Below are 23,548 nucleotides of genomic sequence, written 5' to 3'. Positions count from 1 at the left end.
CCCGCGCCGCGCCCCCCACGGCCCCCCCGCCCGCGCGGCGGGCCCCCCCCCGCCCCCCCCGCCCGGCCCCCCGCGGGGGGGGGGGGCCCCCCCCCCGGGGGGGGGGGGCCCCCCGGCGCGTTCCCGGTGGTGTTCCCGGCTGCCGTGGGCGGGTTCCCGGCGGCTGCGGGGGCCTTCACCTGGTCTCCACGGCCGCGCACTGCCACTGGCCGGTGCGGGTGTGCCGCTCCAGCCGGAACGCCAGCACGTGGTGCCGGGGCCCCAGTTCGACCCGTACGCACGCCTCCACCGCGCCCGGGACCGGCGCGCAGTCGTGCACCCGGCCCAGCCGCGGACGCAGCGTCCGGCCGCGCGGGCGCAGCGGGCCGGTGCGGACCAGCGCCGCGAGCTGGTGGAAGCCCGGCAGCGTGGTGTGCCGCTGCAGCTGGTGCACCGGGCGGGCCCCGCACAGCACCTCCACCAGCCGGTGCGCGAACCGCCCGGCCAGCTCGGCGTGCCCGGTGCTGCTGGGCGCGGCCGTCCGGGGCCGGTACGGCGGGCCGGAGCCGTCGCAGGCGGCCCGCGGGCTGCGGGCGGTGCGGGGTGCCGCGGGCCCGGCCGGGTGCGGCTCCGGGTGCGGGTGGCGCACCGGGCGGCGGGTGGCGGGGCGGACCAGCGGGTGGATCCGGGGATGGGCCGCGGGGTGGGCTGTGGGGTGGGCCGGGGGGTGCTGGACCGGCGGGTGGGCGAGCTGCTCGGTCATCGGGGCCCTCTCGTGGAGTGCGGGATACGGGGTGCGGGGTGCGTCGGACGGGCCCATTGCTACCGGGCGGACGGAGGCCGCTCCAAGGGGGTTTCCCGCGGTCCGGCCGTTCCCGGAAATCCACCCGTACGGGTGGTGGCCCGGTGGCCGCAAGGTCGGTGCGGCCGGTGCGGGGACGGAAGTTGACGCCGGGTCGGGTGTCGGAACGGCCCGTAGGGGGACGCCGGACGTGACCTGATCGGCGCACCGGGCGGGCGGGCGGACCGGCCATCGCGGGCGGCCGGGCGGGCTGCGTATTCTTGACCCGTCGCACAGTGAGACCGTCAGAAGGGTGCCCCGATGCGCGTGTACGTGCCGACCACGTTGAAGGACCTGGCGGTGGCGCACCCCGAGGGCGTCCTGGAGCAGAGCGTCGCCTACGCGGTGACGCCCGCGCTGCGCGAGTGGTACGTCAGCGACGACCTGGAGGAGCTGGAGTACGCGGCCCTGAACCGGGCGGCCCTCTCCTCCGTCCGCCTGCTGGCCGCCGACCCGGACGCCCCGCGGCGCCGGGTCGTCCTCGCGGTCGAGATCGCGGACTCCGCGGTGACGCCCTTCCCCGGCGACGAGTACCAGGACCAGGCCTCGCTCGGCCGGGTCGTCCTGGGCGGCCCGGTCCGGCTGGCCAAGGCCGCCGCGGTGCACGCCGACGACAGCGACCCCGACGTCCTGGCCGACGTCGCCGCCGCGGTCGGGGCGATCGCCGCCGCGGACGGCGGTGACCAGGACGCCCAGTTCACCGTGGACGGCGCGGAGGACCACGAGCTGCTCTGGTTCGCGATCCAGGAGATCCCCGGCCTGATCGCCTGACGCCCGCCCGCACGCCCCCGAAGGACCCCGCCACGGCCACCCGGCCGGGGCGGGGTCCTTCGCGTTGCGGGGGCATCGGCAGCGGCGGGGCGGCCGTCCTCGGGGCCGCAGGGGCCAGGTTTCGTTGCGTTTGCAAGTTCATGCGTCTGCAATTATTGTCGAAGCACGTAAGGTGCACCGGCAATCACCTGGAGGTCAATGTCATGCCCCTCGCGCTTCTCGCCCTGGCCATCGGGGCGTTCGGGATCGGCACCACCGAGTTCGTGATCATGGGGCTGCTGCCCGAGGTCGCGTCTGACTTCGGGGTGGGCATCCCGACGGCGGGCCTGCTGGTCACCGGCTACGCGTTCGGCGTGGTGGTCGGGGCGCCGCTGATGACCGTGCTCGGGACGCGGATCAGCCGCAAGCGGATGCTGATGCTGCTGATGGGACTGTTCGTCGCGGGCAACCTGCTGTCCGCGTTCGCGCCCGGGTTCGGGGCGATGCTGGCGGGGCGGATCGTGGCCTCGCTCGCGCACGGCGCGTTCTTCGGGATCGGGTCTGTGGTCGCCGCCGAGCTGGTCGCGCCGGAGAAGAAGGCCGGGGCGATCGCGACGATGTTCACCGGGCTGACGGTGGCAAACGTCGTCGGCGTGCCGCTGGGCACCTTCGTCGGCCAGCAGGTCGGCTGGCGGACCACCTTCGCCGCGGTGGCCGCGCTCGGCGTGGTCGGGCTGCTGGGCATCGCGAAGCTGGTGCCGGAGCTGCCCCGGCCGGAGGGCGCGCACCTGCGACGGGAGCTGGCGGCGTTCAAGAACGTGCAGGTGGTGCTGGCGATGGGCATGACGGTGCTCGGCTTCGGCGGGGTGTTCGCCGCGATCACCTACATCAAGCCGATGATGACGGAGGTCGCCGGGTTCTCGGAGGGCTCGGTCACCTGGCTGCTGGTGCTGCTGGGGACGGGCATGTTCCTGGGCAACCTGCTGGGCGGCCGGTTCGCCGACCGTCGGCTGATGCCGATGCTGTTCACCACGCTGGGCGCGCTGGCCGTCGTGCTCGCGCTGTTCACCGTCACCGCCCGCAACGAGGCCACCGCCGCGGTCACCCTGCTGCTGATCGGGGCGCTGGGCTTCGCCACCGTGCCGCCGCTGCAGAAGCGGGTCCTCGACCAGGCGCACGGCGCGCCGACGCTGGCCTCGGCCGTCAACATCGGAGCATTCAACCTGGGCAACGCGCTGGCCGCGTGGCTCGGCGGGGCCGTGATCAGCGCCGGGTACGGCTACACCGCCCCGAACTGGGTGGGTGCGCTGCTGGCCGCCTCCGCGCTGGTGCTGGCCCTGGTCTCCGCCGCCCTGGAGCGCCGGGAACAGGCCGCCCCCGCAGCCGTCCGGGCCCCCGCGCTGCACTCCTGAAGAATCTCGAACTCCCGTACTGGAGAAGGAACATGAGCACCACCATCCCCAACGTCACCCTCAACAACGGCGTCCGGATGCCGCAGCTCGGCTTCGGCGTCTTCCAGGTGCCGGACGAGGAGACCACCGCGGCCGTCGCCGCCGCCCTGGAGGCCGGGTACCGCAGCGTCGACACCGCGGCGGTCTACGGCAACGAGCGCGGGGTCGGCAAGGCGCTGGCCGCGTCGGGGCTGCCGCGCGAGGAGCTGTTCGTCACCACCAAGCTGTGGAACGCCGACCAGGGCCACGACGCCACGCTGCGGGCCTTCGACGCCAGCCTCGACAAGCTGGGCCTGGAGTACGTCGACCTGTACCTGATCCACTGGCCCACCCCGGCCCGGGACCTGTACGCCGAGTCCTGGAAGGCCATCGAGCGCCTGGCCGCCGAGGGCCGGATCCGCGCCGCGGGCGTCTCCAACTTCCAGCCCGCGCACCTGACCCGGCTGATCGAGGCGGGCGGACTCGTCCCGGCCGTCAACCAGGTCGAGCTGCACCCCGGCCTCCAGCAGGCCGAGCTGCGCGCCTTCCACGCCGCGCACGGCATCGTCACCGAGGCGTGGAGCCCGCTCGCCCAGGGCGCGGTGCTGGACGACCCGGCGGTCACCGCGATCGCCGCGCGCACCGGCAAGTCCCCGGCCCAGGTGGTGCTGCGCTGGCACCTGCAGCTCGGCAACGTGGTCATCCCCAAGTCGGTCACCCCGGCCCGGATCCGGCAGAACCTGGACGTCTTCGACTTCGCGCTCACCGAGGACGACCTGGCCGCGATCGCCGCCTCCGACCGCGGCCTGCGCACCGGCCCGGACCCTGACCGGTTCAACTGACGGCGCGTACCCTTGCCGGGTGCGTACACACATAGTCTGGGACTGGAACGGCACCCTGCTGTCGGACATGGCGGCCGTGGTGGGGGCGAGCAACGCCGCCTTCGCCACGGTCGGCATCGCGCCGATGACGTTGGAGGAGTACCGGGCGCAGTACGAGATCCCGATCCCGCGGTTCTACGAGCGGCTGATGGGGCGGATGCCGAGCCCGGCCGAGTGGCTGGCGCTGGACGACGCGTTCCACGTCAAGTACACGGAACTGTTCCCGGAGTGCGGGCTGACCCCGGGCGTCGAGGCGCTGCTGGAGGGGTGGACGGCGGCCGGTCGCAGCCAGTCGGTGCTGTCGATGTACGAGCACGCGAAACTCGTCCCGGCCGTGGACGCGTTCGGCCTGACCCGGCACTTCCTGCGGGTGGACGGTCGGCGCGGCGCGGCCGGCGGGCGCAAGGCCGGGGAGCTGGCGGTGCACCTGGAGGCGATGGGCGGGGCGATCGACCGCGGGCGGACGGTGCTGATCGGAGACGCCGCGGACGACGCCGAAGCGGCGCTGGCGGCGGGCATCAAGTCGGTGCTGTACACCGGGGGTTCGCACACCCGGGAGAAGCTGGTGCACCTCGGCGTGCCGGTGGTGGACTCGCTCGCGGAGGCCGTCGCGGTGGCGGAGGAACTCGCCCGGTAGGCGTGTCACGGCGCGGCGGCGGGGGCGGGCGCGTCCAGGGTGGGGGGAGCAGTACGAGGCAGTCGAACCCCTAGGGAGCACCCCCGCACCATGCCGATCGACGCGGTCACCACCGTCCCCGCCCCCGTCCCCGAGCCGCCCCGCGGGTACGCGCCGGGCAGCGCCGAACGGGCCCGGCTGGTGCGGAAACTGGACGAGCTGTCCGGGCGGCACACCTCGCTGCCGATGGTGGTCGGCGGGGAGCGCAGGCTCGGCGGTGGCGAGCGGACCGAGCTGGTGCAGCCGCACCACCACGCGGCGAGGCTCGGCGTGCTGGGCGAGGCGACGGCCGCCGACGTGCGGGCCGCGGTGGACGCGGCGCTGGCGGCGGCGGAGGGCTGGCGGCAGCTGTCCTTCGACGACCGGGCGGCGGTGCTGCTGCGCGCCGCGGACCTGCTGGCCGGGCCGTGGCGGGAGACGCTGGTGGCGGCGACCGTGCTGGGGCAGTCGAAGACCGTGCGGCAGGCCGAGGCCGACGCGGTGTGCGAGCTGGCCGACCGCTGGCGCTCCGACGTGCACGCCGCCCGCCGGGTGCTGGCCGAGCAGCCGCGCTCCGGGCCCGGGGGGTGGAGCCGCGCCGACCACCGCCCGCTGGAGGGCTTCGTCTGCGCGCTCACCCCGTCCGGCTCCACCGCGGCCGCCGGGAGCCTGCCCACCGCGCCCGCGCTGCTGGGCAACACGGTCGTGTGGAAGCCCGCGCCCGCCCAGACCCTGGCCGCGCACCTGACGCTGCTGCTGCTGGAGGAGGCCGGACTGCCGCCCGGGGTGGTCAACCTGGTCACCGGCGGCGGGCAGGCGGTGGGCGAGGTGGCGCTGCGCGACCCGGCGCTGGCCGGGGTGCACTTCGCCGGGTCGACCGCCGCCCTGCGGCGGCTGTGGCGGGAGGTCGGCGCGAACATCGCCCGCTACCGCGGCTACCCGCGGATCGTCGGCACGGGCGGCGGCGGCCGGGACTTCCTGCTCGCCCACCCCTCGGCCGACCCGGCGGCGGTGCGCACCGCGCTGATCCGCGGCGCCTTCGAGCACCAGGGCCAGGGCCGCTCCGCGCTGTCCCGGGCCTACCTGCCGCGCGAGCTGTGGCGGCGGATCCGGGCGGACCTGCTCGGCGAGGTGGACGAACTCGCGGTCGGCGACGTCACCGACCTGAGCAACTTCATGGGCGCGCTGATCGACCGGCCGACCTTCGACGCGGCCGTGGACGCGGTCGAGCGGGCGAAGGCCGACCCGGGGGTGCAGCTGCTGGCGGGCGGCCAGTACGACGACGCGATCGGCTGGTTCGTCCGGCCCACCGTGCTGCTCGGCGGCACCGACCGGTACGGCGGCGCCGGACCGCTGCTGGCCGTGCAGGTGTACGAGGACGCCCGCTGGGAGGAGGCGCTGGAGCTGGTCGTCCGGGACGCCCCGGACGGCGAGCCGGCCGGCGGCTCGGTGTTCGGGCGGGAGCGGCGGGCGCTGGCCGGGGCGGTGGAGCGGCTGCGCTTCGCCGCGGGCGACCTGCGGGTCAACGGGGAGCCGTCCGCGGACGGCGGCGCGGACGCGGCCCGCGACCTGCTGCGGTGGACCTCCACCCGCTCGATCAGGGAGACGTTCACCCCTCCGACGGACTACGTCCACCCGCACATGGAGTGGTCACCCGAATGACGGACACCGAAACGGAAAGGCGTTGGACAAGGTGTCCAGGAAGGTTGGATCTTCCTGCGGGATTGTGCCTCGGTGTCCCCTGACACCTTCGTTTCGTCAGGCTAGGCTGACGGCGTCGCCGGTTATCGGTCAGGCAGGCCAAACGTGCTGTCGTACCCGGGCGGAACGCGACTCATGCGTGCCGTGAGCGCTTTTCACCCCTCGCGTACGGGAGGATTGCCGTGACGGGGCCCGGCGGTGCACCCACAGTCATCACCGAGTCACGCAACGGCGCGCGACAGGAGCCAAACAGCCATGCAGACCAAGCTGGACGCAGCCAAGGCCGACCTGCTCAGGAAAGCAGCAGCAGCCGCTGAGAACAGCCAGGTGGGGGGAGCGGCGCCGGGGGAGGGCCTGAGCAACGGCGCTCTGGCCGCTTACCTGCACCACTACTACCTCCACACCGCCCCCGAGGACGTCATCAACCGGGACCCGGTGGACGTGTACGGGGCCGCGGCCTCCCACTACCGGCTGGGCCTCAAGCGCCCGCAGGGCACCGCCGAGGTCCGGGTGCACACCCCGAGCGTCGAGGAGAACGGCTGGTCCTGCGGCCACACCGTGGTCGAGGTGGTCACCGACGACATGCCGTTCCTGGTCGACTCGGTCACCAACGAGCTGACCCGCCTGGACCGCGCCATCCACCTGGTCGTGCACCCCCAGCTCGCCGTGCGCCGCGACATCACCGGCAAGCTGCTGGAGATCCTCGACACCGACGCGTGCAACCGCGCCCAGGCCGCCGGCACCGACTGGCCCGCCGACACCGTGGTCGAGTCCTGGATGCACATCGAGATCGACCGGGAGACCGACCGCGAGGACCTGCGCACCCTGGAGACCGGTCTGCGCCGGGTGCTGGGCGACGTCCGCGAGGTCGTCGAGGACTGGTCGAAGATGCGCGACTCCGCGCTCCGGCTGGCCGACGAGCTCGCCGAGCAGCCCCCCGCGCACCTGCCCGAGCAGGAGGTCGGCGAGGCCTGGGAGCTGATGCGCTGGCTGGCCGACGACCACTTCACCTTCCTCGGCTACCGCGAGTACGACCTGGTCGAGCACGAGGGCGAGGAGGTCCTCAAGGCCGTCGCGGGCACCGGCCTGGGCATCCTGCGCGCCGACCCGCTCAGCCACGACACCGACCACCACCCGGTCTCCGAGGCCTTCGGCCGGCTCTCCGCGCCCGTCCGCGCCAAGGCGCACGAGAAGAAGCTGCTGGTCCTCACCAAGGCCAACAGCCGCGCCACCGTGCACCGCACCGCGTACCTCGACTACGTCGGCGTGAAGAAGTTCAACGCGGCGGGCGAGCCGGTCGGCGAGCGCCGCTTCCTCGGCCTGTTCTCCTCCGCCGCGTACACCGAGTCGGTCACCCGGATCCCGGTGGTGCGCCGCAAGGTGCAGGAGGTCATGAACGGGGCGGGCTTCTCCGGCGACAGCCACGACGGGCGCGACCTGCTCCAGATCATGGAGACCTTCCCGCGCGACGAGATGTTCCAGACCGCCGCCGCCGAGCTCCAGTCGATCGCCACCAGCGTCCTGTACCTGCAGGAGCGCCGCCGGCTGCGGCTGTTCCTGCGCCAGGACGAGTACGGCCGCTACTACTCGGCGTACGTCTACCTGCCGCGCGACCGCTACACCACCCGGATCCGGCTCGCCCTCACCGACATCCTGAAGACCGAGCTGAGCGGCGACACCATCGACTACACGGTGTACGCCACCGAGTCGGTCCTCACCCGCCTGCACTTCGTCGTCCGGGTCGCCCCCGGCACCGAGCTGCCGCAGCTGTCCGACGCCGACATCGAGCGGATCGAGAACCGGCTCGCCGAGGCCGCCCGGTTCTGGATGGACGGCTTCAACGACCAGCTGCAGAGCGAGTTCGGGGAGGAGAAGGCCGCCGAGCTGTCCCACAAGTACGCCACCGCCTTCCCCGACGGCTACCGCGCCGACTTCCCGCCGCGCACCGCCGTCGCCGACCTCAAGCAGATCGAGTCGCTCAGCGGCGAGGGCGACTTCCGGCTCAACCTGTACCAGCCGGTCGGCGCGGGCGACGACGAGCGCCGCTTCAAGATCTACCGGGTCGGCGGCCCGATCTCGCTCACCGAGGTCCTGCCCGTCCTGCAGCGCCTGGGCGTCGAGGTCCTCGACGAGCACCCGTACGCGCTGCGCCGCACCGACGGCACCACCGCCTGGGTGGTCGACTTCGGCCTCAAGCTCCGCGAGGGCACCGACCTCACCGAGGAGGACCGCGAGCGCTTCCAGGACACCTTCTCCGCGACCTGGCTCGGCCAGGCCGAGAACGACGGCTTCAACGAACTCGTCCTCACCGCCAAGCTGACCTGGCGCCAGGCCGTGGTGCTGCGCGCGTACGCCAAGTACCTGCGGCAGGCGGGCTCCACGTTCTCCCAGGACTACATGGAGGACGCGCTCCGCAACAACACCCACACCACCCGGCTGCTGGTCAACCTGTTCGAGGCCCGGCTCTCGCCCAGCCACCGCTCCGGCAGCGAGGAGCTCACCGAGGGCATCCTGGAGGAGCTCGCGGGCGCCCTGGACGAGGTCGTCTCGCTGGACGAGGACCGCATCCTGCGCTCCTTCCTGCACCTGATCAAGGCCACCCTGCGGACCAACTTCTTCCAGCACGACAGCGAGGGCCGCTGGCACTCGTACGTGTCGATGAAGTTCGACCCCAAGGCCATCCCCGACCTGCCCCCGCCGCGCCCCGCCTTCGAGATCTGGGTGTACTCGCCCCGGGTCGAGGGCGTCCACCTGCGCTTCGGCAAGGTCGCCCGCGGCGGCCTGCGCTGGTCCGACCGGCGCGAGGACTTCCGCACCGAGATCCTCGGCCTGGTCAAGGCCCAGATGGTCAAGAACACCGTCATCGTGCCGGTCGGCGCCAAGGGCGGCTTCGTCGCCAAGCAGCTGCCCGACCCGTCGGTGGACCGCGACGCCTGGCTCGCCGAGGGCATCGCCTCCTACAGGACCTTCATCTCCGCGCTGCTCGACATCACCGACAACCTGGTCGCGGGCGAGGTCGTGCACCCCGTCGACGTGGTGCGCCACGACGAGGACGACACCTACCTGGTGGTCGCCGCCGACAAGGGCACCGCGACCTTCTCCGACATCGCCAACGGCGTGGCCGAGCAGTACGGCTTCTGGCTCGGCGACGCGTTCGCCTCCGGCGGCTCGGCGGGCTACGACCACAAGGGCATGGGCATCACCGCCCGCGGCGCCTGGGAGTCCGTCAAGCGCAACTTCCGCGAACTCGGCGTCGACACCCAGTCCGAGGACTTCACCGTCATCGGCATCGGCGACATGTCCGGCGACGTGTTCGGCAACGGCATGCTGCTGTCCGAGCACATCAGGCTGGTCGCCGCGTTCGACCACCGGCACATCTTCCTCGACCCGAACCCGGACGCCGCGGCCTCCTTCGCCGAGCGCCGCCGCCTGTTCGACCTGCCGCGCAGCTCCTGGGACGACTACGACAAGTCGCTGATCTCGGCCGGCGGCGGCGTCTACCCGCGCTCCGCCAAGGCCATCCAGCTCTCCGCGCAGGTCCGCGAGCGGCTCGGCGTCGACGCCGCCAAGCTCACCCCCGCCGAGCTGATGAAGGCCATCCTGCAGGCCCCCGTCGACCTGTTCTGGAACGGCGGCATCGGCACCTACGTCAAGGCCGCCACCGAGACCAACGCCGAGGTCGGCGACAAGGCCAACGACGCGATCCGGGTCAACGGCGGCGACGTCCGGGCCCGGGTCATCGGCGAGGGCGGCAACCTCGGCTGCACCCAGCTCGGCCGGATCGAGTTCGCCTCCAGCGGCGGCCCCGAGGGCACCGGCGGCTGGATCGACACCGACGCCATCGACAACTCGGCCGGCGTGGACACCTCCGACCACGAGGTGAACATCAAGATCCTGCTCAACCAGGTCGTCGCCGACGGCGACATGACGGTCAAGCAGCGCAACGCCCTGCTCGCCGAGATGACCGACGAGGTCGGCCACCTCGTGCTGCGCAACAACTACGCGCAGAACGTCGTGCTGGCCAACGCCGTCGCCCAGGCCGCCAGCATGGTCAACGTGCACGCCCGCATGATCAACCGGCTGGAGTCCAACGGGCAGCTCGACCGGGCCCTGGAGTACCTGCCCACCGAGAAGCAGATCCGCGAGCGCCAGCAGGCCGGGCGCGGCCTGTCCCAGCCCGAGCTGTCGGTGCTGCTCGCCTACACCAAGATCACCCTGGCCGACGAGCTGCTCGCCACCGACCTGCCCGACGACCCGTACTTCCGGGACGTGCTGCACGCGTACTTCCCCAGCGCGCTGCGGGCCCGCTTCGCCGAGCAGATCGACCACCACCCGCTGCGCCGCGAGATCATCACCACCCTGATCGTCAACGACACGATCAACCGCGGCGGCTGCACCTTCGCGTTCCGGCTCCGCGAGGAGACCGGCGCGACCATGGAGGAGATCGCCCGCACCCACGCCGCGGCCCGCGCGGTCTTCGGCCTGGAGCAGATCTGGGACCAGATCGAGCGCCTCGACAACAAGGTCGCCGCCCGCGTCCAGACCAAGATGCGGCTGCACGCCCGCCGCCTGGTCGAGCGCGCCACCCGGTGGATGCTCAACAACCGGCAGCCGCTCGACATCGCGGACACCATCGCGTTCTTCCACGACCGGGTCAACCAGGTCTGGGACGCGCTGCCCAAGCCGCTGGTCGGCGAGGACCTCGCCTGGTTCCAGTCCGTCCACCGGGAGCTGTCCGAGGCCGGCGTCCCCGACGAGCTCGCCACCCGGATCGCCGGGCTGTCCTCCGCGTTCCCGACCCTCGACATCGTCGGCGTCGCGGACCGCTCGGACACCGACGTGATGGAGGTCGCCGAGCTGTACTACGACCTCGGCGACCGGCTCCAGATCAGCCACCTGCTCGACCGCGTCATCGACCTGCCGCGCACCGACCGGTGGTCCTCGATGGCCCGCGCCGCGATCCGCGAGGACCTGTTCGCCGCGCACGCCGCCCTCACCGCGGACGTGCTCGCCGCCGGGCCCGCCGGGTCCAGCCCCGAGGAGCGCTACTCGGCCTGGGCCGAGCTCAACGGCACCCTGCTCAGCCGGGCCCGCACCACGCTCGACGACATAAGGGGTTCGGACAACTACGAGCTGTCCAGCCTCTCCGTCGCCATGCGGGTGATCCGCACGCTGCTGCGCAACGGCCGCTGAGGCGGCGGGAGTTCGGTAGGAACGGCGAAGAGCCCCGCCAGGGGCTCGGGGAACGGCGAGTCCGTGCTGCTGACGGTCGGAGCCCATCGGAGGTTCGTGCTGCTGCGTGCAGTGACAGGAACCAGAAGCCGATGCGCGCTCCGGCAGTGAACCGTCAGCAGCCACGGGCTCGCCGTTCCCCGAGCCCCTGGTTTGCTCCCCCTCAGCTCTCCGTGGCCCGGCGCAGGGCGGAGGCGAGCAGGGCCAGGTCGGTGGGGCCGTTGCCGAGTTCGCGGACGGGGCGGGGCGAGGGCGCGGCGCCGTGGTCCTCCAGGCGCTGGGCGACGACGGTGGGGCGGAGCGTCGCGGTGCGGGGGATGCGGCCGCTGACCCGGGCGCCCTGGAAGGCGGTGACCGCGCCGTCCGGGCGGCGCAGGTAGCCGCGGCCGGGGGTGGTGCCGGGGAGGGCGGCGGCGTCGGGCAGGTGGACCAGCAGGTCGGAGTCGCCGGGCTGCTCGGTGCGCAGGGCGATCCGCAGCTGCGCGGCCTCGTCGACCTCGGTGCCCGCGGTGCTCTCGGGCGAGCCGGTCGCGGCGACCACGTGCACGCCGAGCCGGGCGCCGTGCACCGCGACGGAGGCCAGCGCCCGGGCCAGCGGGCGGCCGCCCGGGGAGGCGGGGCCCAGCAGCGCGTCGTAGTCGTCGACCAGGACGACCAGCCGGGGCGGGGCGGCGTCGGCCGGGGGCGCGTCGGGCGAGCGGCGGGGCTCGACCACGCGGACCGGCGCGGTGGCGGCGTCCGCGGTGGCCGGGCCGCCGACCAGGGCGGGGGTCTTGTCGAGGGCGAGGGCCCGCCGGGTGTGCCACTCGGTGAAGGTCAGGCCGTCGAACAGGGCCTCGCGGTGGGCGAGTTCGTCGGTGATCCGCTCGGCGGCGAGCAGCGCGCCGCGCGGGTCCTCGGCGGCGTTGACGTGGCCGGTGACGTGCGGGAGGTCGGTGCAGCCGGCCAGGCCGCCGTCCTCGGCGCGGTCCCCGTCGACCATCAGCAGGGCGAGGCGGTCGGGGCGTTCGGCGACGGCGAGCGAGGCGGCGAGGCTGCGCAGCAGTTCGGACTTGCCGGAGCCGGGGCCGCCGCCGATCAGCAGGTGGTCGCCGTCCTCGGCGAGGTCGACGGTGCAGTCCTCCTCGCCGTCGGCGGCGCGGGCGGTGCCGAGCAGGGCGGTGGCGCCGCCCGCCCCGGCGGGCAGCGACTGCCAGCCCTCGGCGAGCCGGGCGGGGGAGAGCGACTCGGCGCGCAGCAGGTCGAGCAGGCGCAGCGCCTCGGGCAGCGGGCCGCGCGGCGGCCCCCCGGCGTCGGCCTCGGCGAGCGGGGCGAGGGTGCGGGCCAGGCGTTCGGCCCAGGCGGGGGAGACCGCGTCGAGGGCGACGTCGGTGAGGCGCTCGCGGGTGCCGTTGGCGGGGCGGTCGAGGGTGAGGCGGGTGGAGACCTCGCCGGTGACCACGCCCAGCGCGCCGAGGCCGGCGGGGAGCTCCTCGGGGGCCCCGGCGAGGCAGAGGGCGAAGACCCCGGCCGCGGGGCCCTGGCGCAGCAGCAGGCCGAGGGCGTGCCGCCCGGCGTCGGTGCCCGGGTCGCCGTCGACCAGGACGACGGTGGCGGGCGGCCCGGCGGTGGCGGCGGCGAGTTCGGTGAGCCGGGCCTCGGCCTGCTCGGGGCCGAGGCCGTACAGCAGGCGGCAGGCCTGGCCGTGGGCGGGGCGCAGGTGCGGGAGCCACTGGGCCCAGGCCCAGTCCTCGGCGGGCTGTTCGGCGCTGACCACGACCAGGGCGAGGCCACTGGGCGGGTGCAGGGCGGCGAGCTGCGCGAGGGCGGCGCGGGCCAGGCCGGTCAGCCGGTGCCGGGGCCCGGCCAGGCCGAGGCTGCCCGCGGTCTGCAGGTCGACGGTGACCGGGACGGCGGGCAGCAGGCTGCCCGGGGCGGTGCCGGGGCCGCCGGGCAGGTCGGCGGTGCCGAGCCGGAGGGTGAGCGCGTCCGGGTGGTCGGGGCCGCGCTCCCACAGCCGGGGGCCGGTGCCGAGCGCGGTGAGCAGCAGGGCGGCCGGGTCGGGCCAGCGTTCGCGCTGGTTGGCGGCCTGGCGCAGGCGGGCGGCGTCGTGCTGGCGGCCGGGGTCGGCGGCCGGTTCGGCCTTGCCGCGGCGCAGCCAGCGGCTGCCGCGCCCGGCGGCGGGGGCCGGCTCGGGCTCGGGCGGGCCGGGGGGCGCGGCGGCGCGGCCGGGGGCGCTGCGGGCGCCGGTGCGCGGGGCCAGCCGGATCCGGCCCTCGCCGTCGGGCGCGGTCGGGCGGGCCGCTATGCCTTCGGCGCGGGCGAGTTGGAGGGTGGACTCGCCGATCCGCAGCAGGGTGCCGGGGGCGATGTCGGCGCCGTCCTCCGGCAGCCACTGCTCGTCGAGGCGGGTGCCGTTGGTGGAGCCGAGGTCCCGTACGGTGGCGCGGCCGTCGGCGGCCAGGTGCAGGGAGAGGTGCAGGCGGGAGACGTCGGGGTCGTCGATCGGCACGTCGGCCTCGGTGGAGCGGCCGACCCGGATCAGCTCGCCGTGCAGGCGGTGGACGCCGCCCGCGTCGGGGCCGCCGACCACGCGCAGTTCGGCGGCGGCGGGCTCGTCGGCGCCCTCGGCCGCCGGGTCGGGTTCGCCGAGGGCGAGGACCGCGCCGTCCACCAGCGGGGGGTGGCCGAGCGGGGTCTGCTCGTCCAGCCGCCGTTCCCCGTCGTAGAGGTGGACGTGCGTGGCGGAGCGGGCGCCGCGGACGCCGACCGCGCCGGCCAGGGCGGTGGCGACGGCGCCGAGCACGGTGCCGGCCGGCGCGGTGACCAGGACGTCGGCGGCGGTGCCGGGGGCGGTCGGGCCGCTGCGCGGTCGAAGGACGGTGAGCCGGATCTGCATCTCGCCCGGGGTCCCTTCTGCACACGTGTGGTGCCTGCCATCCTGCCACTCGGGACGGACAGTCCGCGCACGGTACCGGATTTGACGATCTTGCGATCATCGCCATGGTGAATCCGACGTCACGTCAGGTCAAGGACGCCCGGTCGCCCCGCCGCCCGACCGCGCGCGGCCCGGCCGGGGAACACCTCGGAAACCCGCGCGGGCACCGTTAGAGTTGCCGAAAATACGGAGCCCGCCCGGCCGGGAGGGCTCCTCAGGCCCCGGCGCCGTTCACGGGAACGGGGGAGTGCCGGAACGCGGCCCCGGCAGCGGGTGCCGGGTGACCGAACGGAGTGCACAGGTGCGGCCTGTCGGCAGCAAGTACGTGTTGGAGGAGAGCCTCGGGCGCGGCGCGACCGGAACGGTCTGGCGCGGCCGGGTGCGCGAGGACGCCGCGGTGCCGGGGCTGGTGCCCGGGCAGGCGGTCGCGGTCAAGGTGCTGCGCGAGGAGCTCGCCGCCGACCCGGACGTGGTGATGCGCTTCCTGCGCGAGCGCTCCGTCCTGCTCCGGCTGACCCACCCCAACATCGTCCGCACCCGCGACCTGGTGGTCGAGGGCGAGCTGCTCGCCCTGGTGATGGACCTGGTCGACGGCCCCGACCTGTACCGCTACCTGCGCGAGTCCGGCCCGCTGTCGCCGATCGCGGGCTCGCTGCTGATGGCCCAGGTCGCCGACGCGCTGGCCGCCAGCCACGCCGACGGCGTCGTGCACCGGGACCTCAAGCCCGCCAACGTGCTGCTGGCCACCCTCGCGGTGGACGGCGACGAGCGGATGCACCCGATGCTCACCGACTTCGGCATCGCCCGGCTCGCCGACTCCCCGGGCATCACCCGCACCCACGAGTTCGTCGGCACCCCCGCGTACGTCGCCCCCGAGTCCGCCGAGGGCCGCCCGCAGACCGCCGCGGTGGACGTCTACGGCGCGGGCATCATGCTGTACGAGCTGGTCACCGGCCGCCCGCCGTTCCAGGGCGACAGCCCGCTGGCCGTCCTGCAGGCGCACCTCGCGCAGGAGCCGCAGCGCCCGCGCACCATGCCCGAGCCGCTGTGGACGGTGGTCGAGCGCTGCCTGCGCAAGGACCCGGCCCAGCGCCCCACCGCGGTGTCGCTGGCCGAGGCGCTGCGGGTGGTCGCCGCCGGGGTCGGCGTGCACTCCGCCCCGGCCGCGGTGGACGCCGCGCTGGCCGTCGGCGAGCTGCTGGTGCCCGACCCGGCGCTGGCCGCCGCGCCCGCCGCGCCCGCCGCGCCCGCGGTCTCCCCGCACGACGCCACGCTGGCGGGCGTCGGGTACGACCCGTCCGCCGCGACCCAGGTGATGGCGCACCGGCCGCCGGTGCCCGGCGCCGAGGACCGCACCCAGCTGATCAGCCCGCAGCCGCCCGCCGCCCCGCCCGCGGACCGCACCCGGGTGATGCCCGCGATGCCGCCCGGCCCCGAGCAGGCCCCCGCCCAGCCGGAGGGCCCGCACCCCTGGCAGACCCAGCTGCGCGCCGCCCGGGACCGCAACGCGCAGACCCGGATCGGCCACTTCGAGCCGGAGGAGCTGGGCCAGCCGCAGGTCGCCCCGCGCCCGTACCAGGCCGGCCAGTACCCGCCGGGCCAGTACCCGCAGCAGGGCCAGGGCGGTCGCCCGCCGGTCGCCCCGCCGCCGTACCAGGGGCAGCCGGGCCGGGGTCAGCAGGGCCGCCCCCCGCAGGACGGCCGCTACGCCCCGCAGCAGGGCCCGTACCGGCCCCAGCACCCGCAGCAGCAGTACCCGCAGCAGGGCGGCCGCCCGCCGGTGGCCCCGCCGCCGTACCAGGCCCCGCCGCAGCCCGGCCAGGGCGGCCCGCCGCCGGGCTACGGCGCCCCGCAGCGCCGCCCCGAGCCCGCGCCGCCGCGCCACCAGGAGCCGCCGCGCCGGGAGCCGGAGCCCGCCCGCGAGGCGCCCCGGGAGCGGGAGCCGCGCCGCCGCAGCCCCAACCGGATGCGGATCCCCGGCCTGGGCTGCCTCAAGGGCTGCCTGCTGGTGCTGGTGGTGCTGGCGCTGGGCTGCCTGGCGCTGTGGAACTTCACGCCGCTGCCGCACTACTGGGACAACGTGGTCGGCTGGTACCACACCGCGAGCGACTGGGTCACCAGCCACACCTGACGCACCGACGGCCGGGCCGGGCGGTGGAATTGACGCTTTGTCGACAATCCCGCGAAATTCCACCGGATCGGTACCTCCGAGGGGCCCCTCCAAGGCCCCCGGAGGCCCCGCGGGCGCGTAGGTTGTTCGTCGAGCACCGACCTCACGAGCCCACGGAGCAGCATTGGCACGCAAGATCGGCAGCCGGTACACCGTCCACCAGGTGATCGGCCGCGGCTCGGCCGGCACCGTGTGGCTCGGCGAGGGCCCCGACGGCCCGGTCGCGGTGAAGCTGCTGCGCGAGGACCTCGCGGCCGACCAGGTGCTGGTCGGCCGCTTCGTCCAGGAGCGCGCCGCCCTCACCGGCCTCGACCACCCGCACGTGGTCGGCGTCCACGACATGGTGGTCGACGGCAGCGACCTCGCCCTGGTGATGGACCTGGTCCAGGGCAGCGACCTGCGCACCCGGCTGGAGCGCGACGGCGTGCTCAGCCCGGCCGTCGCCGCCTCGGTGATCGCCGACGTCGCCGACGGCCTGGCCGCCGCGCACGCCGCGGGCATCGTGCACCGCGACGTCAAGCCGGAGAACGTCCTGCTCGACCTCGCCGCCCCGCCCGGCCCCGGCGGCGCCCCGCGCGCCAAGCTCACCGACTTCGGCATCGCCCGCCTGGTCGACGCCCCCCGCCGCACCCGCGCCACCCGGATCATCGGCACCCCCGACTACCTCGCCCCCGAGATCATCGAGGGCCTGGAGCCGCGCGCCGCCGTCGACATCTACGCCACCGCCACCGTGCTGTACGAACTGCTCACCGGCACCACCCCGTTCGGCGGCGGCCACACCGGCGCGGTGCTGCGGCGGCACGTCACCGAGAACGTCCCCCCGGTCGAGGGCATGCCGGACGGCCTGTGGCGGATCATCTCCGAGTGCCTCGCCAAGGCCCCGGCCTCCCGGCTGCGCGCCGCCGAGCTCGCCGCCCGGCTGCGCGCCCTGCTCCCCGAGCTGGTCGGCCTCGGCCCGATCGCGGTGCCCGCCCAGCGCGGCGCCGTCGAGGAGGTGCCCACCCCCGGCGAGGCCGTCTACGCCGAGGCCGACGCCTTCGCGGGCAGCGGCACCCACCGCCGCCGCCGCGGCCCGGCCGTCCCGCTGGTGCCCGGCCCGCAGCCCGACTCCACCCGGGACACCCACACCAGCCTGCGCCGCCCCTCCCCCCGGGAGCTCGCCTCCTACGCCGAGGAGTCCCGCGCCCAGCGCGCGCAGCCCGCCGCCACCCACCGCCGCACCCGGGCCCAGATGATCCGCCGCCGCCGCACCCTGGCCGTGCTGATCGCCGTCGTCCTGCTGCTGGCGGGCGCCGCCGCCGCGTGGACGGCGTTCGCCGCCGAGCCCCCCGCGGGCGCCTCCGCGGCGGTGCACGCCTCCTGGCACCCCCGGTTGTAGCCGAGCCCCCCCGCGGAACCATTACCCTTGAGGCGTGGCAGCCGTCGATCCTTCCGAAGAGCTCAAGAACCTCGACTCGACCATGGCGTCGATCGAGGCAGTCCTCGACCTGGACAAGATCCGGGCCGACATCGCGACCCTGGAGGAGGAGGCAGCCGCCCCCACCCTGTGGGACGACGTCGCGAACGCGCAGAAGGTCACCAGTCGGCTCTCCTTCCTGCAGGGCGAACTGCGCAAGTTCGAGTCCCTGCGCGGCCGGGTCGAGGACCTGGGCGTCATGTTCGAACTGGCCGAGACCGAGGACGACGCGGACACCCGCACCGAGGCCGAGGCCGAGCTGGTGTCGGTCAAGAAGGCCGTGGAGGAGCTGGAGGTCCGCACCCTGCTCTCCGGCGAGTACGACGCCCGCGAGGCCCTGGTCAACATCCGGGCCGAGGCGGGCGGCGTCGACGCCGCCGACTTCGCCGAGCAGCTGATGCGCATGTACCTGCGCTGGGCCGAGCGGCACGGCTACCCGACCGAGGTCTACGACACCTCGTACGCCGAGGAGGCCGGCATCAAGTCCGCGACCTTCACCGTCAAGGCCCCCTACGCCTACGGCACCCTCTCCGTCGAGCAGGGCACCCACCGCCTGGTGCGGATCTCCCCGTTCGACAACCAGGGCCGCCGCCAGACCTCCTTCGCGGGCGTCGAGGTGCTCCCCGTCGTCGAGACCTCCGACCACGTCGACATCGACGAGGGCGAGCTGCGGATCGACGTCTACCGCGCCTCCGGCCCCGGCGGCCAGGGCGTCAACACCACCGACTCCGCGGTCCGCATCACCCACCTGCCGACCGGCATCGTGGTCTCCTGCCAGAACGAGCGCTCGCAGATCCAGAACAAGGCCTCGGCGATGAACGTCCTCCAGGCCAAGCTGCTGGAGCGCCGCCGCCAGGAGGAGCGCGCCGCGATGGACGCGCTCAAGGACGGCGGCTCCTCCTGGGGCAACCAGATGCGCTCCTACGTCCTGCACCCGTACCAGATGGTCAAGGACCTGCGCACCGAGCACGAGGTCGGCAACCCGCAGGGCGTGCTGGACGGCGACATCGACGGCTTCATCGAAGCCGGCATCCGGTGGCGCAAGCAGCGGGAGAGCTGAGCACGCACCCCGTACGCACGGTGAAGGGCCCCTCCGCCTCGGCGGAGGGGCCCTTCGGGGTCTCTCGGATCAGTGCAGCAGCAGGGCGAGCACGAACAGCGCGGCGAACAGCAGGGCCAGCAGCACCGCGGGGTTGAGCGTCGCGAACGGCCCGTTCTGCTCCTGCTGGAGCCGGGCGCGGTTGGCGCGGCACACCGGGCAGCGACCGTCGCTCACGCGGCCGTTGCAGTTGGCGCACACCAGTTGGTCGCAGGTCATGCGATCTCCTCCTTGCTGCAGAGCCAACGCGCCGGAGGCGGATTCGGTTCCGACTGCTTACCACTCTGCCAGGTTCCGCACCCCTCGGCTCCCGGAGGAGAAGGGTTATCGATCTGTGACGTACCTCGCAATTTCCGGTCCGAACCGGAACAACACCTGACGAAACCACGGTCGGTAGGCGTCCGGCGACTGCGGGTGCGGTGGGGCATCGCGTAAGGTCACTGGCTCCGATCCACCTAGGATGGCCTCCGTGATGCAGCCGTGATCAGATTCGACAACGTCTCCAAGACCTATCCCAAGCAGAACCGTCCGGCCCTGGACAACGTCTCGCTGGAGATCGAGAAGGGCGAGTTCGTCTTCCTGGTCGGTTCGTCGGGTTCCGGCAAGTCGACGTTCCTGCGCCTGTGCCTGCGCGAGGAGCGCCCGTCCACCGGCGCGGTGCACGTGCTGGGCAAGGACCTGGGCAAGCTCTCGAACTGGAAGGTGCCGCACATGCGGCGCCAACTGGGCACGGTCTTCCAGGACTTCCGCCTGCTGCCGAACAAGACCGTGGGGCAGAACGTGGCGTTCGCCCTGGAGGTCATCGGCAAGCCGAAGAGCGCCATCAACAAGGTGGTGCCCGAGGTGCTCGACCTGGTCGGCCTCGGTGGCAAGGAGAGCCGGATGCCCGGCGAGCTCTCGGGCGGTGAGCAGCAGCGCGTGGCGATCGCCCGCGCGTTCGTGAACCGGCCGATGCTGCTGATCGCCGACGAGCCCACCGGCAACCTCGACCCGCAGAACTCGGTCGGCATCATGAAGCTGCTCGACCGCATCAACCGGACCGGCACCACCGTGCTGATGGCGACCCACGACCAGGCCATCGTCGACCAGATGCGCAAGCGCGTCATCGAACTCGACAAGGGCCTGCTGGTCCGCGACCAGGCTCGCGGCGTCTACGGCTACCAGAGCTAGAAGAGAGAAGCATGCGCGCCCAGTTCGTTCTGTCGGAGATCGGCGTCGGTCTCCGCCGCAACCTGACCATGACCATCGCCGTCGTGGTCAGTGTCGCGCTGTCGCTCGCCCTCGCCGGTGCCTCGCTGTTGGTCCGCGACCAGGTCAACTCCATGAAGGACTACTGGTACGACAAGGTCGAAGTCAGCATCTACTTCTGCATCAAGGCGGACCACAACTCGCCGCAGTGCGCGACGGGCGAGGCCACCGACCAGCAGGTCGCCGACGTCAAGGCCGCCCTGGACAAGATGGCGCCGCTGGTGCAGAGCTCGACGTACGAGTCCTCCCAGGAGGCGTACAAGCACTTCAAGGACAGCAACCCGGACAACCCGCTGCTGGCGGCGGTCGGCCCGGACGCGATGCCGCAGTCGTGGCGGGTGAAGCTGAGCGACCCGACCAAGTTCGACGTGATCCAGAGCGCCTTCGCGGGCAAGCCGGGCGTCAAGTCGGTGGACGACCAGCGGAAGATCCTGGAGAACCTGTTCGGCCTGCTGCGCGGTCTGCAGACCGCGGCGTTCGTGATCATGGTGCTGATGCTGTTCGTCGCGCTGCTGCTGATCGTCAACACCGTCCGGGTGTCCGCGTTCAGCCGACGGCGCGAGACCGGCATCATGCGACTGGTCGGCGCGTCCAACTTCTACGTGCAGATGCCGTTCATCGCGGAGGCCGCGTTCGCCGCGCTGCTGGGTTCGGCGCTGGCCTCCGGGCTGCTGATCGGCGGGCACTTCTTCGTCCAGCACTGGCTGGCCAAGAAGGTGCAGTTCATCACCTTCATCGGCCTGTCCTCGGTGATGGCGGTCATTCCGCTGCTGGTCGTGGTGGGCATGGGGATGGCGGCGGTGGCCGCGTTCTTCACCCTCCGCAAGTACCTGAAGGTCTGACGCCCCGTCGGTGCTACCGGCGGGCGCGCCCGCCCGCCTAGACTCGCAGGCATGCCGACAGCACCGCGGGTACGCCAGGGGATGACGCTCGGGCTGGTCTTCGGCGCGGTGCTGTTCGCCGGAGCCGCGTCAGGGGCCTGGGGGGAGCCGGAAGGCTCCACCCGGGCCCCTTCGTCGTCCGACGCCCGCCCGCCCGCCCCCGACCTCACCGGGGCCGACCTGACCCCGCAGCAGGCCCGGCAGTTGGTCGGCAGCAGCGGCGACCGCTGGGCCGCCTACCTGAGCCCGCAGCAGTACGCCGACCTCACCGGCGGCCGGTACGCGGGCGTCGGGTTGAGCGTGGACCGGGAGGCCGGCGGCCCGACCCTGGTCGCCGAGGTGCTGCCCGGCTCGCCCGCCGCCCGGGCCGGGATCGCGCCGGGCGAACGGCTGGTCACCGTCGACGGGGCGCCCGCCGAGCAACTGCCGGTCACCGAGGTGGTCTCCCGGCTGCGCGGCGGACCGGCCGGCAGCGCGGTCGCCGTGGGCGTCCGGGGCGACGAGACCGGGCCGGTGCGCCAACTCACCCTCACCCGGGCCGAACTGGCCGCCCGCGAGGTCGAGGTCGACCACCCCGCGCCCGGCGTGGCCCGGATCGCCGTGCACGCCTTCACCGAGGGCGTCGCCGACCAGGTGCGGGCCGCCGCGGCCGACGCCCGGGGCGTGGTGCTCGACCTGCGCGGCAACTCCGGCGGGCTGGTCGCGGAGGCCGTCGCCACCGCCTCGGTGTTCCTGGACGGCGGCCCGGTGGCCAGCTACCAGGTGAACGGCGAGCACCGCGAACTGACCGCCGCCGGGGGCGGCAGCACGCCCGTCCCGCTGGTGGTGCTGGTCGACGGCGGCACGATGAGCGCCGCCGAACTGCTGGCCGGGGCGCTCCAGGACCGCGGCCGGGCCGTCCTGGTCGGCAGCCGCACCTTCGGCAAGGGCACCGTCCAGCAGCCCAGCCGGCTCGCCGACGGCTCGGTGCTGGAGCTCACCGTCGGCCGCTACCAGACCCCGGCGGGCCGCTCCCCGGAGGGCACCGGCGTCCAGCCCGACGTGCCCGCCGCCGCCGAGGACCCGCGGGCGCTGGCCCTCCGGGTGCTGGAGGGGCTCAGCAGCTCGGCCCCCGCGGCCCTCGCCGCCCCCGCGCCCGGTGGGTCCGGTGCGCCCGGCGGGTCCGCCGCGCCGTAAAGGGGCTGCCGCGGCCGCCGCCGAGGTGCGAGAATGGCCGGGCTATGGCAAAGGAAACGGGCAAGAAGCTGGTCGCGCAGAACAAGAAGGCGCGGCACGAGTACACCATTCTCGACACCTACGAGTGCGGCATGGTGCTCACCGGTACCGAGGTCAAGTCGCTGCGCGAGGGCCGGGCCAACCTGGTCGACGGCTACGCGTACGTCCAGGGCGGCGAGGCCTGGATCGACAACGTCTTCATCCCCGAGTACGCGCAGGGCACCTGGACGAACCACTCGGCGCGGCGCAAGCGCAAGCTGCTGCTGCACAAGATGGAGATCCGCAAGATCGAGTCCAAGGTGAAGGAGACCGGCCACACGCTGGTCCCGCTGTCCCTGTACTTCAAGGACGGCCGTGCCAAGCTCGAACTCGCCCTCGCCGTCGGCAAGAAGCTGTACGACAAGCGGCAGACCCTGCGCGAGCGCCAGGACCGCCGGGAGACCGACCGCGCGGTGGCCGCCGCCCGCCGCCGCTCCGGGCAGGGGTGAGGCCGCCGGCCGCCACGGTCCGTTAATGCGCTGGACCCTTGACGCGCCGATTGAGTACTATGGCAGAGCATCACCCGGAGGGCGGCCCGCCTCCCGCCGGAGCTGTTTGTCAAAAAAACATGGGGATGATCGGTTTCGACAGTGACAGTCGAAACAGGAGAAGCGAGCCGAGGAACGCGGCAATGATCTCGTTAACCATCTGTCGCAAAAAAATAATCGCCAACTCTAAGCGCGATTCCCAGCAGTTCGCTCTCGCAGCCTGATCTGCGAAAGTGAATGGGTGTCAGCCCGGGGCGTTCCCGACCCGGATCCTGGCATAATCTAGGGAACTCAACCTTCCACCCCGGTCGCGGGGGTGGCGGGGAAACCAAACAGTGACTGGGCCTGTTGGCGGCTTGTCCGCGTGACCGCCAGGGCCGAGAAAATCACAGCGGACTGCGCTCGGAGAAGTCCTGAATCCACTTCACTGGACCCGGGTTCGATTCCCGGCATCTCCACCACCCCATGTGCATCGCAGAGCCGCCCTCCACCCCGGAGGGCGGCTCTCGTGCGTTCCCGGACCCTCACACGGAGGGCCACCGGCGGGTGAGAGGACGGTTCCGCGC

At 73.8% G+C, this 23,548-nt stretch carries 16 protein-coding genes and 1 other RNA gene; 14 read left to right on the top strand and 3 right to left on the bottom strand.

From position 1 onward, the window contains the following. Nucleotides 1-175: 175 nt before the first annotated feature. Nucleotides 176-742 carry an Rv3235 family protein gene (locus ACFY00_RS35475; protein ID WP_388037648.1) on the bottom strand — a complete coding sequence of 189 codons (567 nt, stop codon included), beginning with the start codon at nucleotides 740-742 and terminating at the stop codon, nucleotides 176-178. A gap of 339 nt (nucleotides 743-1,081) precedes the next feature. Here ACFY00_RS35475 and ACFY00_RS35470 point away from each other — a divergent pair, with 339 nt between their 5' ends. The 6 genes from ACFY00_RS35470 to ACFY00_RS35445 all read left to right on the top strand — a co-directional run bounded on the left by ACFY00_RS35470 (nucleotide 1,082) and on the right by ACFY00_RS35445 (nucleotide 11,430). Continuing rightward, entirely contained in the window at nucleotides 1,082-1,591 is a 510-nt protein-coding gene (locus ACFY00_RS35470) for a DUF6912 family protein (protein ID WP_388037645.1), read from the top strand. Between the two features lie 203 nt (nucleotides 1,592-1,794). After that, nucleotides 1,795-2,982, top strand: coding sequence for an MFS transporter (locus ACFY00_RS35465; RefSeq protein ID WP_388037643.1), 1,188 nt, complete (start codon nucleotides 1,795-1,797; stop codon nucleotides 2,980-2,982). A 32-nt stretch (nucleotides 2,983-3,014) separates the two neighbouring features. Next, nucleotides 3,015-3,842, top strand: a complete 828-nt coding sequence (locus ACFY00_RS35460; RefSeq protein ID WP_388037640.1) for an aldo/keto reductase — start codon at nucleotides 3,015-3,017, stop codon at nucleotides 3,840-3,842. A gap of 19 nt (nucleotides 3,843-3,861) precedes the next feature. Beyond that, complete coding sequence (locus ACFY00_RS35455; RefSeq protein WP_388037638.1) at nucleotides 3,862-4,518, top strand: HAD family hydrolase; 657 nt, start codon at nucleotides 3,862-3,864, stop codon at nucleotides 4,516-4,518. Between the two features lie 96 nt (nucleotides 4,519-4,614). Next, nucleotides 4,615-6,198: an aldehyde dehydrogenase family protein gene (locus ACFY00_RS35450; RefSeq protein ID WP_388037651.1), complete on the top strand. Its 1,584-nt coding sequence runs from the start codon at nucleotides 4,615-4,617 to the stop codon at nucleotides 6,196-6,198. 294 nt (nucleotides 6,199-6,492) lie between these two features. Then, complete coding sequence (locus tag ACFY00_RS35445) at nucleotides 6,493-11,430, top strand: NAD-glutamate dehydrogenase (protein ID WP_388037635.1); 4,938 nt, start codon at nucleotides 6,493-6,495, stop codon at nucleotides 11,428-11,430. 202 nt (nucleotides 11,431-11,632) lie between these two features. Here the strand turns inward: ACFY00_RS35445 and ACFY00_RS35440 are convergent, their stop codons facing one another. After that, nucleotides 11,633-14,347: an FtsK/SpoIIIE domain-containing protein gene (locus ACFY00_RS35440; protein WP_388037632.1), complete on the bottom strand. Its 2,715-nt coding sequence runs from the start codon at nucleotides 14,345-14,347 to the stop codon at nucleotides 11,633-11,635. Between the two features lie 340 nt (nucleotides 14,348-14,687). Here ACFY00_RS35440 and ACFY00_RS35435 point away from each other — a divergent pair, with 340 nt between their 5' ends. The 3 genes from ACFY00_RS35435 to prfB all read left to right on the top strand — a co-directional run bounded on the left by ACFY00_RS35435 (nucleotide 14,688) and on the right by prfB (nucleotide 19,072). After that, nucleotides 14,688-16,517 (top strand): serine/threonine-protein kinase, encoded by a 1,830-nt coding sequence (locus ACFY00_RS35435; RefSeq protein WP_388037630.1) that lies wholly within the window; start codon nucleotides 14,688-14,690, stop codon nucleotides 16,515-16,517. Nucleotides 16,518-16,680: 163 nt separating this feature from the next. Further along, on the top strand, nucleotides 16,681-17,934 hold the full coding sequence (locus ACFY00_RS35430) for a serine/threonine-protein kinase (protein ID WP_388037628.1): 1,254 nt from the start codon (nucleotides 16,681-16,683) through the stop codon (nucleotides 17,932-17,934). 34 nt (nucleotides 17,935-17,968) lie between these two features. Beyond that, the gene (gene prfB, locus ACFY00_RS35425) at nucleotides 17,969-19,072 is read left to right on the top strand and encodes a peptide chain release factor 2 (RefSeq protein WP_388037625.1); all 1,104 of its coding nucleotides are present in this window, start codon (nucleotides 17,969-17,971) and stop codon (nucleotides 19,070-19,072) included. 69 nt (nucleotides 19,073-19,141) lie between these two features. On the opposite strand, the gene ACFY00_RS35420 is transcribed toward prfB, so the two are convergent. Beyond that, nucleotides 19,142-19,330, bottom strand: a complete 189-nt coding sequence (locus tag ACFY00_RS35420; RefSeq protein ID WP_388037622.1) for a hypothetical protein — start codon at nucleotides 19,328-19,330, stop codon at nucleotides 19,142-19,144. A gap of 261 nt (nucleotides 19,331-19,591) precedes the next feature. On the opposite strand from ACFY00_RS35420, the gene ftsE reads away from it, so the two are divergent. The 5 genes from ftsE (at nucleotide 19,592) to ssrA (ending at nucleotide 23,443) form a co-directional block, all read left to right on the top strand. Further along, complete coding sequence (gene ftsE, locus ACFY00_RS35415; protein WP_014136012.1) at nucleotides 19,592-20,281, top strand: cell division ATP-binding protein FtsE; 690 nt, start codon at nucleotides 19,592-19,594, stop codon at nucleotides 20,279-20,281. An 11-nt stretch (nucleotides 20,282-20,292) separates the two neighbouring features. Then, a complete protein-coding gene (gene ftsX, locus ACFY00_RS35410) occupies nucleotides 20,293-21,201 on the top strand; it encodes a permease-like cell division protein FtsX (protein ID WP_388037619.1) in 909 nt (302 codons plus the stop codon). Nucleotides 21,202-21,252: 51 nt separating this feature from the next. After that, nucleotides 21,253-22,416 carry a S41 family peptidase gene (locus ACFY00_RS35405; protein ID WP_388037618.1) on the top strand — a complete coding sequence of 388 codons (1,164 nt, stop codon included), beginning with the start codon at nucleotides 21,253-21,255 and terminating at the stop codon, nucleotides 22,414-22,416. Nucleotides 22,417-22,460: 44 nt separating this feature from the next. After that, entirely contained in the window at nucleotides 22,461-22,943 is a 483-nt protein-coding gene (smpB, locus tag ACFY00_RS35400) for an SsrA-binding protein SmpB (RefSeq protein ID WP_033219940.1), read from the top strand. A 121-nt stretch (nucleotides 22,944-23,064) separates the two neighbouring features. Next, nucleotides 23,065-23,443: a transfer-messenger RNA gene (gene ssrA, locus ACFY00_RS35395) on the top strand. Nucleotides 23,444-23,548: the final 105 nt, after the last annotated feature.

It is taken from the genome of Kitasatospora sp. NPDC001540, assembly GCF_042894345.1.
In the GTDB taxonomy this organism is placed as follows: domain Bacteria; phylum Actinomycetota; class Actinomycetes; order Streptomycetales; family Streptomycetaceae; genus Kitasatospora; species Kitasatospora phosalacinea_C.
The sequence above is the reverse complement of the archived record's forward strand: the minus strand, read 5'-3'. Positions and strand labels throughout refer to the sequence as shown.